General features: G+C 69.3%; 10 protein-coding genes. 5 read left to right on the forward strand and 5 right to left on the reverse strand.

The genetic code is table 11. The features are described from left to right. The 5 genes from JOY88_RS17920 to JOY88_RS17940 form a co-directional block, all read left to right on the forward strand. A partial coding sequence (locus JOY88_RS17920; RefSeq protein WP_293503996.1) for a Gfo/Idh/MocA family protein occupies positions 1–1,044 on the forward strand: 1,044 nt, incomplete at its 5' end. Continuing rightward, the gene (locus tag JOY88_RS17925) at positions 1,044–1,625 is read left to right on the forward strand and encodes an acyltransferase (RefSeq protein WP_293503997.1); all 582 of its coding nucleotides are present in this window, start codon (positions 1,044–1,046) and stop codon (positions 1,623–1,625) included. The genes JOY88_RS17920 and JOY88_RS17925, both read left to right, overlap by 1 nt. A gap of 2 nt (positions 1,626–1,627) precedes the next feature. Next, a complete protein-coding gene (locus JOY88_RS17930; protein WP_293503998.1) occupies positions 1,628–2,725 on the forward strand; it encodes a DegT/DnrJ/EryC1/StrS family aminotransferase in 1,098 nt (365 codons plus the stop codon). Positions 2,726–2,735: 10 nt separating this feature from the next. Continuing rightward, positions 2,736–4,634: an acyltransferase family protein gene (locus JOY88_RS17935; protein ID WP_293503999.1), complete on the forward strand. Its 1,899-nt coding sequence runs from the start codon at positions 2,736–2,738 to the stop codon at positions 4,632–4,634. After that, complete coding sequence (locus JOY88_RS17940; RefSeq protein WP_293504000.1) at positions 4,631–6,535, forward strand: acyltransferase family protein; 1,905 nt, start codon at positions 4,631–4,633, stop codon at positions 6,533–6,535. The genes JOY88_RS17935 and JOY88_RS17940 overlap by 4 nt, the downstream gene beginning before the upstream one ends. Here JOY88_RS17940 and JOY88_RS17945 read toward each other — a convergent pair. The 5 genes from JOY88_RS17945 to JOY88_RS17965 all read right to left on the reverse strand — a co-directional run bounded on the left by JOY88_RS17945 (position 6,520) and on the right by JOY88_RS17965 (position 12,804). Further along, positions 6,520–8,193 carry an asparagine synthetase B family protein gene (locus JOY88_RS17945; protein WP_293504001.1) on the reverse strand — a complete coding sequence of 558 codons (1,674 nt, stop codon included), beginning with the start codon at positions 8,191–8,193 and terminating at the stop codon, positions 6,520–6,522. The two genes, JOY88_RS17940 and JOY88_RS17945, sit on opposite strands and share 16 nt — an antisense overlap. A gap of 20 nt (positions 8,194–8,213) precedes the next feature. Continuing rightward, positions 8,214–10,397 carry a GNAT family N-acetyltransferase gene (locus JOY88_RS17950; protein WP_293504002.1) on the reverse strand — a complete coding sequence of 728 codons (2,184 nt, stop codon included), beginning with the start codon at positions 10,395–10,397 and terminating at the stop codon, positions 8,214–8,216. Between the two features lie 85 nt (positions 10,398–10,482). Beyond that, entirely contained in the window at positions 10,483–10,653 is a 171-nt protein-coding gene (locus JOY88_RS17955) for a hypothetical protein (protein WP_293504003.1), read from the reverse strand. Positions 10,654–10,759: 106 nt separating this feature from the next. After that, the gene (locus JOY88_RS17960; RefSeq protein ID WP_293504004.1) at positions 10,760–11,863 is read right to left on the reverse strand and encodes a glycosyltransferase family 4 protein; all 1,104 of its coding nucleotides are present in this window, start codon (positions 11,861–11,863) and stop codon (positions 10,760–10,762) included. Further along, positions 11,860–12,804: a glycosyltransferase family 2 protein gene (locus JOY88_RS17965; protein WP_293504005.1), complete on the reverse strand. Its 945-nt coding sequence runs from the start codon at positions 12,802–12,804 to the stop codon at positions 11,860–11,862. The genes JOY88_RS17960 and JOY88_RS17965 overlap by 4 nt, the downstream gene beginning before the upstream one ends. Positions 12,805–12,806: the final 2 nt, after the last annotated feature.

Raw genomic sequence — 12,806 nt, forward strand, 5'->3', positions numbered from 1 at the left:
GGCCGCCAGGTCCGCTTCGCACTCATCGGCTGCGGCCGCATCGCGCAGAACCACATCCAGGCCGTGGAGCGGCACGCCGATCGGGCCATGCTGGCGGCGGTGTGCGACACCGAGCCGGCGGCGCTGGCGGCGGCCGTCGCCAGGACCGGCGCACGCGGCTTCGCGTCGCTTGGCGAGCTGCTGGCGGCGCGCGCGGAACTGGGCATCGACTGCGTCGTGCTGACCACGCCCAGCGGCCTGCACCCGCGCCAGGCCATCGAGGCCGCCGCGGCCGGCGTGCACGTGATGACGGAGAAGCCCATGGCCACGCGCTGGCAGGACGGGCAGGCCATGGTCAAGGCCTGCGACGACGCCGGCGTGCGGCTGTTCGTCGTCAAGCAAAACCGGCGCAACCCCACGCTGCAGCTCTTGAAGCGCGCCGTCGCCCAGGGGCGCTTCGGGCGGCTGTACAACGTCGCCGTCAACGTCTTCTGGACCCGGCCGCAGAGCTACTACGACAGCGCCGCCTGGCGCGGCACCTGGGAGTTCGACGGCGGCGCGTTCATGAACCAGGCCAGCCACTACATCGACCTGCTGGACTGGATCGTCGGCCCGGTGGAGAGCGTCATGGCCTACACCGGCACGCTGGCGCGCCACATCGAAGTCGAGGACAGCGGCGTGGCGGCGCTGAAATGGCGCAACGGCGCCATGGGCACCGTCAACGTCAGCATGCTGACCTACCCCAAGAACCTGGAAGGCTCCATCACCCTGCTGGGCGAGCGCGGCAGCGTGCGCATCGGCGGACTGGCCGTCAACGAGATCCAGCACTGGGAGTTCGACGCCCCCCACGAGATGGACGCCCTCATCCAGGACGCCAGCTACCAGACCACCTCCGTCTACGGCTTTGGCCACCCGCTGTACTACGACAACGTCATCCGCACGCTGTGCGGCCAGGCCCAGCCCGAGACCGACGGCCGCGAGGGCCTGAAGTCGCTGGAGCTGCTGATCGCGATGTACATGAGCGCGCGCGACGGCAAGCGCATCAACCTGCCGCTGAGCTACTGATGAGCACCACCATCCACCCCAGCGCCATCGTCGACGCCGGTGCCCGGCTCGGCGCGGACTGCCGCGTCTGGCACTTCGTGCACATCAGCGCCGGCGCGCGCATCGGGGCGCGCTGCTCCCTCGGCCAGAACGTGTTTGTGGCCAACGACGTCGTCATCGGCGACAACGTCAAGATCCAGAACAACGTCTCCGTCTACGACGCCGTGACGCTGGAGGACGACGTCTTCTGCGGCCCCAGCATGGTGTTCACCAACGTCTACAACCCGCGCGCGGCCGTCGCGCGCAAGGACGAGTACCGCCGCACCCTGGTCAAGCAGGGCGCGACGCTGGGCGCCAACTCGACCATCGTCTGCGGCACCACCATAGGCCGCCACGCCTTCATCGGCGCGGGGGCCGTCATCAACCGCGACGTGCCCGACTTCGCGCTCATGGTGGGCGTGCCCGCGCGGCAGATCGGCTGGATGAGCCGCCACGGCGAGAAGCTGGACCTGCCGCTGCACAGCGCCGAGCCCGTCGACGCGAGCTGCCCCCACACCGGCGACCGCTACCGCCTGCACGGCAACCAACTCGAGCTGATCTGAAGATGGACTTCATCGACCTCAAGAGCCAGTACGCGGCGCTGCGCGACAACATCAACGCCCGCATCCAGCGGGTGCTGGACCATGGCCAGTACATCATGGGCCCCGAGGTCAAGGAGATGGAGGCCGCGCTCAGCGCCTACACCGGCGCCAGGCACAGCATCAGCGTGGCCAGCGGCACCGAGGCGCTGCTGATCTGCCTGATGGCGCTGGAGCTGCGGCCCGGCGACGAAGTCATCACCAGCCCCTTCACCTTCGCGGCGACGGCCGAGATGATCGTGCTGGCCGGCGGCGTGCCGGTGTTCGTGGACATCGAGCCCGGGACGGCCAACCTCGACGCGACCCTCGTGGAGGCGGCCATTACGCCCAGAACCCGCGCCATCATGCCGGTGAGCCTGTACGGCCAGGTGGCCGACATGGACGCCCTCAACGCCATCGCGGGCCGGCATGGCCTGGCGGTCATCGAGGACGCGGCGCAGAGCTTCGGGGCGACGTACCAGGGCAGGAAGAGCGGCAACCTCAGCACCTTCGGCTGCACCAGCTTCTTCCCCAGCAAGCCGCTGGGCTGCTATGGCGACGGCGGGGCGATCTTCACCAGCGACGACGCGCTGGCGCAGGCCTGCCGGGAGATCCGCACCCATGGCCAGAGCCAGCGCTACCTGCACACGCGGCTGGGGGTGGGCGGGCGCATGGACACGCTGCAATGCGCCGTCGTGCTGGGCAAGCTGGAGCGCTTCGAGTGGGAGGTGCGGCGCCGGCTCGAACTGGGCGAGGCCTACGGGGCCAAGCTGCGGGCCGCGGCGCCGGGGCTGCAGCTGCTGCAGGTGAAGGGCGGGCGCGACTGCGTGTGGGCACAGTACACCGTGTTCGTCGACGACCGCGAGGCGGTGCAGGCGCGGCTGAAGCAGGCCGGCATCCCGACGGCCGTGCACTACCCGAGGCCGCTGCACCACCAGCCGGCCTATGCGCGCTATGCGGCGGCCCACGCCTGCCCGCACAGCATCGCGGCGGCGCAGCGGGTGATGAGCCTGCCCATGAGCGCCGACCTCACCGAGGACCAGCAGGACCGGGTCGTCAGCGCCTTGGCTCAGGCACTTGGCTGACTCTCCGCGGATGAAGTTCAGGCCCGACATCGAGGGACTTCGGGCCCTGGCCATCGGGCCCGTCGTGCTCTTCCACGCCTGGCCGGCGGTCATGCCGGGAGGCTTCGTCGGCGTGGACATCTTCTTCGTGATCTCGGGTTATCTGATCACGACGCTGCTGCTGCAGCGGCTGGCGGCCGGCAGTTACAGCGTCGGCTCCTTCTATGCGGCGCGCATCCGGCGCATCTTCCCGGCGCTGTTCGCGATGCTGGCCCTGGTCGCGCCAGCCTGCCTGTTGCTGCTGGAACCGCAGGCGCTGCGTGAGTTCGCGCGGCTGCTGGGCGCGACGGGCCTGTTCGTCTCCAACGTCGAGCTCTACCGGACGACCGGTTACTTCGAAGGGGCCGCCGACCTCAAGCCGCTGTTGCACACCTGGTCGCTGGCTGTCGAGGAGCAGTACTACATCGTCTTCCCGCTGCTGCTGGCGCTGCTGTGGCGTGTCGCACGGCAGCGCATCGGCGTCGCGCTGCTGGGCGTAGGCCTGCTGTCGCTGGCCTATTGCCTGTGGCTGATGGAGCGCGATGCCGAGCTGGCCTTCTACGCCGCGCCGGCCCGCACCTTCGAGCTGATGATCGGCTCAGGCCTGGCTTGGTGGGTGAGCCGCAGTGACGCGAAACCCGGCTGCCCGACGTGGGTGTATGCGCTAGTGGGCTGGGCCGCACTCGCGGCCCTGGTCGCGTCGCCGCTGCTGATGCGAGCCGATCGGGCCTTCCCTGGTCCGGCGGCGCTGTGGCCTTGCCTCGCGACAGCGGCGCTGATCTGGGTCGGCGGCAGCGGCCAGGCCGGCGCGACGCGCTGGCTGTCGGTGGCGCCGCTGCGTTGGATAGGCGCGATGTCGTTCTCGCTCTACCTCTGGCATTGGCCGATGCTGGTGCTGACGCGACACCTCGTGCTGGACCTGCCTACGCCTGCGCAGGTCGCGCTCGCGGTCTCCTTGTCCGTCGCGTTGGCCTGGGCCTCGCTGCGCTGGGTGGAGGCGCCGGTGCGCCGGGCCAGGACCGCCCAGCCGCTCATGCTGGTGGCCGGTGCGTCGACCATCGTCGCTAGCCTGGTGGCTGCCTGGGCGCTGACGGCGGCCGCCGACCAGCACGCCGCCAGGCCGGGGCGTGACGCTCTGCTGCGGGCCGGTGCCAGCGACTTCAGCCCCGACCGCAAGCGCTGCCATTCCAGCGGCAACCGCTGGCTGGACTATGAGGCCCGCTGCCTGTTCGGTCCCGTGGACGCGTCAGCGACGCTGGCGGTCTGGGGCGACAGCCATGGCGTGGAGATCGCACGGGCGCTGGGTGACCAGGTTGTCGATCGCCGCGTCGCACAACTGACAGGTTCCACTTGCCCGCCGGCGCTGGACTACGAGCCACCGGGACGGCCGCGCTGCGCCGCCGCCAACCGCGCGCTGATCGAGCGCTTGAGTGGAGACACAAACGTGAACAGCGTGCTGCTGGCGGCGCGCTATGAGTTCTATCTGAACGCTCCCGATGCGCCGGCCTTCGAGGCCGGCATGGTCGAGGCCGTGAGGCGCCTGCGCCAGGCAGGCAAGCAGGTGCTGCTGCTGGACCCGGTGCCGACCTATTACTACCCTATTCCCGCCGCACTGGCCTTGCGCTGGCGTCGCGGACAGGATCTTGCTGAGCAGGGCCAGACGCCGTCGCAGTACGCCGCCCGCCAGGCCGGTGCGCTGGCGCTGGTACAGAAGCTGGCGGCGGGGGGGCAGGCGCGGCGCGTGGCCGTGGGGGCACTGCTGTGCGCTCAGCCGCGTTGTGCTGTGCTGGAGGAGGGCGACCACAGCCTCTACTTCGACGACAACCATCTCAGCATGCACGGTGCGGCCAGGGTCGCGCCGGCGGTGCTGAGCCTGATCGACAAGCCATGAAGTTCCGCCCCGACATTGAGGGCCTGCGCGCCCTGGCCATCCTGCCGGTCGTCGTCTTCCATGCCTGGCCCAAGGCACTGACGGGCGGCTACGTCGGGGTAGACGTGTTCTTCGTCATCTCCGGTTACCTCATCACGACGCTGCTGTTGCAGCGGTTGGCGGCCGGCAGTTACAGCATTGCATCGTTCTACGCGGCGCGCATCCGGCGGATCTTCCCGGCCTTGTTCGTCATGCTGGCCCTCATCGTGCCTGCGGCATGGCTGCTGCTCACGCCGCAGGCCATGGGCGAGTTCGCGCGCGTTTTCGGCGCAACGGGGGTGTTTGCGTCCAACCTCGAGCTGTACCGCACGACGGGCTATTTCGAAGGCGCCACCGAGCTTAAGCCGCTGGTGCATACCTGGTCGCTGGCCGTGGAGGAGCAGTACTACATCGTCTTCCCGCTGCTGCTGGCGGCGCTGCATCGCTGGGCCCGCGGTGCCATAGGCTTCGTGCTGGTGACAGTGGGCCTGCTGTCGCTGGCCTATGCCCAGTTCCTGACTGGGTATGACGGGCCGCTGGCCTTCTATTCGGCGCTGTCGCGCACCTGCGAGCTGATGGTTGGCTCACTGCTGGCACTGCGCGTGGACCGCGGCCGGCCGCCGCTGCCGGCCGGTGCGCGGCAGTTGCTGGGCGTGGCGGGCCTCGTGGCTATCGTGTCGGCCTGCGTGCTGCTGAAGCCCGACGCCTCTTTCCCGGGCATGACGGCGCTGTGGCCTTGCCTGGGGGCGGCTGCGTTGATCGAGGCCGGGCGGGGAGAGGGTAGTTTCGCCAGCCGTTGGCTGGCACTGCCACCGCTGCGCTGGATCGGCGCGCTGAGCTTTTCGCTCTACCTCTGGCATTGGCCCATGCTAGTGTTCGCGCGCCACTTGCTGCTGGGGCAGCCGGACGCCCTGCAGTCTGGTGTGGCCGTGGTGCTGGCCGTGGCGCTGGCCTGGGCGTCGCTGCGCTGGGTGGAGGCGCCAGTGCGCAGTGCCGCTTGGCGTCAGCGCAGCCTGCTGCTTGGCGGCGGTGCGGCCATGGCGGCCTGCCTGCTGCTGGCGGGTGGCCTGTTTCTCGCGGCGCGCCATGCGGGCGAGGAGGCATCGCCGGCCAATGCCTTGCTGGCCGGCGCGGTCGATTTCAGCCCGAGGCGGGAGCGCTGCCACACGCGCGAGCGCGTGCAGATCGCCTATGCCGATCGCTGCCAGTTCGGTGCCGCCGAGGCGCCGCGCCAACTGGCCGTCTGGGGCGACAGCCATGGCGTGGAGATCGGCCACGTGCTGGCCGAATCCCTGCCGGCCGATCGCAGCCTTGCGGCAATGACGGCCGCGGCCTGCCCGCCAGCGCTGGGCTTCGCGCTGCCTGGCCGCTTCTACTGCGAAAAGCACAACGCGGCGATGCTGGCCGGCTTGGTGGGGGACGCCAAGGTTGACCGCGTGCTGATGGTGAGCCGCACGTCCAGCTATCTGGGCGATGCACAGATGGCAGCTGTCTTCGAGCGCGGCCTGCAGGAGGCGGTCCGGGCGTTGAAAGCCGTGGGCAAGGAGGTCTGGCTGCTGGACCCGGTGCCAACCTACGACTACCCGGTGCCTGCGGCGCTGGCTCAGCATCAGCGCCGAGGCTTGGCGCCGGCGGCCTTCGGCATAGCCGGTGACGACTACCGCCGCATTGAAGGCCAGGCCCTGGCCATGCTGGCCCGCGTGGCTGCCGCCACCGGTGCGCAGCGGATCGCGGTCGACACGACGCTGTGCGGCGAGGGACGCTGCGCCGTCATCGGCGCGGACGGTCGAGCTCTCTACCTGGACAACAACCACCTCAGCATGGCCGGAGCGCGGCTGTTGGCGGCACAGGCCTTGCGGCCCGCCGTTCAGGCGAGCCGGTAGTCCGGCGCATGCCGGCGCAGCCACTGCTCCAGCATCATCAGGATCCAGACCATCTCGCCGTAGTAGCCGGCATGCTCCTTGAGGCGGCGTGTCATCAGGCTGTCGACGAACTCGGCGCGCACGATGCCTCGAGCCGCGATACCGCGCAGCGACTCGGCCGCCAGTGCGTTCAACGCCGCATCCTTGACGGCCCAGGGGCCGAAGGGGAGCCCGAAGCCGTGCTTTTTCTTCGTCAGGATCTCGTCCGGCAGGAAGCCTCGCAGCGCTTCCTTGAAGAACCAGCGCAGCTTCAGGCCCTTGAGCTTGTAGGACGTGGGCAGCTTGAGCGAGAAGTCCAGTAGCCGTGTGTCCAGCAGCGGGAAGCTGACGTCCACGCCGGCCAACGCCGTCGTGCCAACGACCTTGGGCAGGTCGTTCTCGGCCAGTGTGTAGCGCCAGTCGAAGGCCAGCATCTGGTTGACGAGGCTGGCTTCGCGCGGCCCCTCGGCCCAGGTGGCGCGGTGGTGCTCGCGCGGCGCGCCGGTGTCGACGGCGGCCAGGAAGGCCGGTGTCAGCACCTCGGCCATGCCCAGGCGGTCCAGCAGGTTGTAGCTCTGCATGCGGTCGGGCATGGGTACGCGGGCCTGGCGGATGTAGCTCGTGCCCTTCTTCAGCAGCGGGATGCTGCCCGCGACCTGGTTCATGAAGAGCGGGTTCAGCACACCGGCGCGTAGCGGCGACGGGATCTGGCTGTAGACGTGGAAGATGCGCTCCTTGGCATAGCGCACGTTGCCGCCGAAGAGTTCGTCGCCGCCGTCGCCGGCCAGTATGCGGGTGTAGCCGTCCGCGCGCGCCTTGGCGGCGCAGTAGAAGGCCGGCACGGCCGAGGAGTTGCCGAACGGCTGGTCGTAATGGGCGGCGACGTCGGGGATGGCCTTCACGAGGTCGGCCGGTGTGACGTAGTACTCGTGATGGTCGGCGCCGTAGGCGCGCGCCGCGATGCGCGCATAGGCCATCTCGTCATAGCCCTCAGCCTCGAAGCCGATGGAGTAGCTGGCGGGCGCCTTGCCAGTGGCCTCGCCCAGCAGGCCGGCCACGGTGGAGCTGTCAGTTCCGCCGCTGAGGAAGCAGGCGGTCCGGCCGTCGGCGCTCAACCGCTCCTGGACCGCGGTGCGCAGGATGCCGCGGAACTCCTCGCGCAGGGCGCCGAAATCCGGGCTGGCCTGTTCCTCGAAGCGGGGCACCCAGTAGGGGGCGACGGTCAGCCGGCCGTTCTCGAACAACGCATAGTGGGCCGGCGGCAGCCGCTGGACGCCGGCGAAGATGGTGCGCGGCGACGGGATGGAGTGGTGGAAGAGGTAGTTGAAGATGGCCTGCGGATCGAGCTCGCGGATGCCGAGGTGCTGGGCCAGCACGTCGGCGCGCGTGGCGAAGTGCAGGCGGCCGTCACGCACGGCATAGCACAGGCTGTGAACGGCGAAGCGGTCGACGGCGAGGTAGGTGCCACCTCCGGCGAGGTTCAGCGCGACGGCGAATTCGCCCCCCACGTCGGCCGCGCAGGCAGCGCCACGTGCAGCATGGGCCTGCTGCCAGGCGGCCAGGGCATCCGTACCGGGCACGGCGAAGCGGGGGGCACCGGAGGCGAACGGCGTGTTGGGCGGCAGGTCGTGGGCTTGCATCTCTTGTCGTCGCGTTGGATTCAGGCGGCTGGATTGTCGTGGCGTGGCACAGGTTTCTGGCGCAGCCATCGCCAGGCTTCTCCGACGGCCTGGCGTGCGAGGCCCAGCAGGCCGCGTAGCGTGAGCGGGTCGTAGGCGACGAGGCCGAAGCGCTCGCGGCGCTGGCTCATCCAGGTGGCCTTGTAGGCGTCGTCGCCGATCATGTAGTCGATCTCATGCACGCGGTCGACGTCGATGGCCTGCTCCATCAACAGTGCCGTCAGCAGCGTGCCGGGGGCCAGGGCCTTGTGGGCTTCGTCGTATGCGAGCTTGTAGATGTCGGCCCGGCCATGGGCGACGATCCAGATCTGAGCCGCCACGGGCTTGTCGCCCAGCCATGCCAGGCCCAGGCGCAGCCAGCCGCGCCGGGCACACAGGCGGATCAGCCCGGGAACGAAGTCGGGATAGGGCTCGGGCACCTTCCAGCTCTGTGCGTAAACGGCCTGATAGGCCGCCAGGCCGGCCTCGAGTTCGTCGCCACCCCGCACGATCTCAAGCCGCCCACCTTCGGCCGCGAACTTCTTCGAGTTGCGCTTGATCGTGCTGCGCACCTGGCCGCTGCGCTCCTTCAGGTAGTCGGCCCAGCTCTGGCGCACAGGCTCGTACCAGTTGCCGAAGGCAAAGTAGGTGTAGGTGTTCAGGCCGGCCAGCGTGAGGGCGCGCTTGAGCAGCGCGAACTCACGCGAGGTCGGATCCATGGGCGAGAAGCGGTAGGCCGCCGCGCGGGCGCCGCCCCGACGCAGCACGCGGGTCAGCGGCAGCAAGTCCTCGGCCTCGATGTCCGGATCCAGCACCGGCGCGTAGATGGCCGTGTAGAAGTTGGACAGCGCGCTGACCTCGCGGCCCAAGGCACCGGTCTGCGCGACGATGGGCAGTACCGCGAGCACGCGGCCCTGGCGGCGCAGCACATGGATGCGTACCTCATGTGTCCGACGCTCGTGCGCGTAGACGCTATCCATCAGATTGGCATGCCAGTCGGCACCGAACTCGACATGGCGCTGCTCGGCCTGGTTCATCAGCGCGATGACGTCGGCGGGCAACTCGTGCACATGGACATAGGTATCCACGCTGGCACCGCTGCGGTTGACCATGATCTCCGTGTCCATCGGAGGTTTGCTGCGTCGCAGCCAGCCGCGCGCCGTACGCCTGAGCAGGCCATAGGCGGCCGGCAGGACCCTGTAACGGTAGACGCTGACGTGGTTGATCCAGCGCTGCGACGTCGACCAGGCCAGCAGATCGGAGTCTGCGTTGGTATAGAACTCAATGATGCTGCCGGGCGCCCGCGTGAACAGGTCTTCCAGCGTGCGCAACAGCAGGATGCGGCCGGGCGCGTAGCGCTCGAACTGCTCGTCGAAGGTTGTCTTCAGCATGACCGCCATGCCGTTGCGCAACAGCAGCATGCGCGAAGCCAGCAAGGTATCGCCGGCCCGCAGCTCGTACACCAGGGCTTCACCACGCATCGCGAACTCGCGCATGACTTCGACATAGAAGCGGCCCTGCGCGCAGTCGCTACTGATGGCCGTGCCCTCGCGACCCTTCCAGCCGCTGCTTTCCAGTGCGGCATATCGCGCCACGGCGGCGGGCATGGCCTCGGCATCGGTGATGACGTCTAGGCGCTGGGCGCCGACCTCCGACTGAAGGCGACGCTGGTAGCGGCGCATGTTCTGGATGAGCTTGCGGGGCCGCTGGGCCCAGTAGTCGTCGAAACCGTCCCTGAGGTTGATGTTCATCGTCAGCGCATGCGGCAGGGCCTTCACGGGCTTGGCCGGCAGCTCGCGCAGATCGCCGAAGCGTGGATCGTTGCAGAGCAGGTCCAACTCGCCGGCATGGCCGGGCAGGGCGGCGAACAGGCCGCTCAGGTCCAGCCCCGCAGGGATCAGGCTAGGGCCGATCTGGGTCTGCGAGGGCAGGAGGCTGGACCAGATGCCCAAGCGCGTCCGCGGGCTCAGCAGCAGCATGGCCACGGGTTCGCCGTCGCGGCCGGCGGTGGCGAGAAGCGCCCCGTCATCGCCGAAATGGCGCAGCAGTGCGTCGACGAACAGGCCGTCCAGCATGCTGTGGCCACCCATCACGCGCCGGTTGAGGTCGTCCCAGGCCTCGCGATGCGGGCCTAGGCCTTGGCTAGGTGCCAGTGGATGGAGTCGCCAGTCGAGGCCGGAGTTCATCGCGTGTCCAGGTCCAGGAGATGTGCGCCGAGCCGGGCGCAGATGCGAGCGTGGTGGCGGGATGCCCTGATGTCGATCAGGGAGTTCACGAGGCCGAAATTGCGACCATGCTGATCGGCGTCGTGGACAACGAGTACAGGTCATTCTGCTGCGGCGTTAGCAGCCGTGCGAGCAGCGTAAACGACATCGGCTGCAGCCTGATCAGTAGGTAGGGCTTAGGGTTGGCGAAGCCGAGCGAGCGGTGTACGCTGGCCATCAGCGGACGCCCCGCTTCTTCGGCGTGCGCGCCGTCGCCAGGAAGCGCAGTGTGGCGGTTAGCATGTCGACGCGGTTCCAGGTGCAGATGACGATGGCCAGGCGCTTCATCTGACGCCGGCCACCTGGCGATAGACATCCAGGTGCCGGCGCCAGCTTTCTGCCCAGCGGAAGCCCTGGGCCCAGGCGCGTGCCCGAGCGGCCATGTCGGCCCGAGCCTCAGGCGGCAGCGTAGCAGCCTCACGCAGCGCGGCTGCCCAGGCGTCGAGGTCTTCGGCCGGCGCCAGCATGGCCAGCGGCCCCACCAGTTCGGCCAGACTGCCGAGGGGGCTGAAAATGACGGGCACGCCTGCGGCCTGAGCCTCAATGGCGGGGAAGCCGAAACCTTCGTATAGGGTCGGGTAGAGCACTGCGGCGGCGCCTGCATAGAGCGCCTGCAGCTCGGCGTCGGACAGGAACTCGGCAAACAGTACGCGGCCTTGCAGTGGAAGAGGCAGCGCGGCGCGGGCGGCTTCGCGTGCGGCAGCGCCGAAGCCGCAGGCCACGAGCTTGAGTGCGGGGTCGTGCTGGGCCGCGAGCACCCGCAGCGCCCAGTCGAAGCGCTTGCGCTTCATCGGCCCGCCCAGGTAGACCGCATAGGCCGCCCCACCCAGGGCCTGCTGCAACGTGGCCGGGATGGGGGCCGTCGGCGGTTCGAAATAGGCGGTCTCGATGCCGTGATAGATGACGGTCAGCCGTGACTCCAGCTCCGGCCAGCGGGCCAGGATGTCACGCCGTGAGGACTCGCTGATCGTTATGACATGGGCCGCACGCTTGAGCGCGGCGGGTACGACATGGTCCCAGTACAGGCGTTGGCCGGCGGTGTCGGGGCGCTCCTCGAAGGCCAGTGTGTCGTGAAGCGTGACGACGGTGGGCAGCGGCTGCCAAAGCGGCAGAGCGCCTTCGGTGCAATGCAACAGCGACAGGGGCATGCGGCGCGCGCGCAGCGGCAGGCCGAGTTGCTCCCAGAGCCGGAGGCGGTCGCCGCGGAACTCGAAGATGTCGGGTGTGAAGCGTGGTCCCTCGGGGTGCAGCAGCGGGTGGCGCGGATCGTCGGCGAACAGGTGCCAAGAGATGTCGTCGCTGCTGTTGCGCATCAGCTCCAGGACGTACTTACCCATGCCGCGCATGTGGGCAGTGTTCAGGCAGCGGGCGACGAGGCCGATCTTCATGTCGTGCGTCCTCCGCGTGGCAGCCAGGAGCGCAGCAGCAGCTTCCAGCCGGGCCAATGCCCGGGCTGGACGCGCAACGCCGCGCGCGCGCTGCGGCGGGCCGCTGCGCGCTGACCGGCCTGCAACTGGGTGTAGGCGAACTGACTCCAACTGCCGGCCAGCTCCGTGCGCACGGCCGCGGCGTCGGCCAGGCGGCCGTCTGGTCCAGCCAGGCCCCAGGTGTCCAGTGCCCGTTGCACGACACGGCCGCGATAGTTGTCCCGCGGCGCACTGCGGGTGATGCTGCCGGGGTGCTGGCGGTACAGCGCCAGCGGGCGCATCACGCGTTCGATACGGGTGACGCGCGAGGCGCGCAACCACAGGTCGTAGTCTTCGCCAATGCGCAGGCCGGTGTCGAAGCTGCCGATCTCGGACAGCAGGCTGCGCTGCATTAGCACGGTGGAAGTCCAGACGACGCAGTCCAGCAGTAGTTCGGGATAGAGCCAGCCAGTGGCGCCGCGCCAACGGCCGGGGTCGTCGGCTTCGGCGGCAAGGCGCTGCAGCAGGGTCGGCTCGGGCTCGGGCTCGGCGCTGACCCAGACATGCCAGGCCGTGTAGCTCATGCGGCAGCCCGGCGCTGCAGCCATGGTGTCGAACTGGGCAGCGAGCTTGCCCGGCAGCCAGATGTCGTCGGCGTCGCAGAACGCGACCCAGTCGCCGGTGGCGGCCTCGATGCCGGCATTGCGGGCAGCGGCCACGCCAGCGTTGCTGCGGCGTATCAGGCGTACCTGCGGGAATTCGCGTTCGACGAGCGCGGCGGAGCCATCCGTCGAGCCGTCGTCGACGACGATGACCTCAAGCGCCGCTCCGGCCTGCGCCAGCACGGCGCGCAAGGTGGCGGCGATGTAGCGCTCGGTGTTGAAGCAGGGAATGACGACGCTGACACGGGGCAGGGTGGCCATGC

It is taken from the genome of Roseateles sp. (genome assembly GCF_019237615.1).
GTDB lineage: Bacteria > Pseudomonadota > Gammaproteobacteria > Burkholderiales > Burkholderiaceae_C > Pelomonas.

Coding starts and splice junctions, on each gene's coding strand:
- JOY88_RS17950 (WP_293504002.1), bottom strand. CDS start 10,397: ATGAACTCCGGCCTCGACTGGCGACTCCATCCACTGGCACCTAGCCAA.
- JOY88_RS17960 (WP_293504004.1), bottom strand. CDS start 11,863: ATGAAGATCGGCCTCGTCGCCCGCTGCCTGAACACTGCCCACATGCGC.
- JOY88_RS17945 (WP_293504001.1), bottom strand. CDS start 8,193: ATGCAAGCCCACGACCTGCCGCCCAACACGCCGTTCGCCTCCGGTGCC.
- JOY88_RS17965 (WP_293504005.1), bottom strand. CDS start 12,804: ATGGCCACCCTGCCCCGTGTCAGCGTCGTCATTCCCTGCTTCAACACC.
- JOY88_RS17935 (WP_293503999.1), top strand. CDS start 2,736: ATGAAGTTCAGGCCCGACATCGAGGGACTTCGGGCCCTGGCCATCGGG.
- JOY88_RS17955 (WP_293504003.1), bottom strand. CDS start 10,653: ATGGCCAGCGTACACCGCTCGCTCGGCTTCGCCAACCCTAAGCCCTAC.
- JOY88_RS17930 (WP_293503998.1), top strand. CDS start 1,628: ATGGACTTCATCGACCTCAAGAGCCAGTACGCGGCGCTGCGCGACAAC.
- JOY88_RS17940 (WP_293504000.1), top strand. CDS start 4,631: ATGAAGTTCCGCCCCGACATTGAGGGCCTGCGCGCCCTGGCCATCCTG.
- JOY88_RS17925 (WP_293503997.1), top strand. CDS start 1,044: ATGAGCACCACCATCCACCCCAGCGCCATCGTCGACGCCGGTGCCCGG.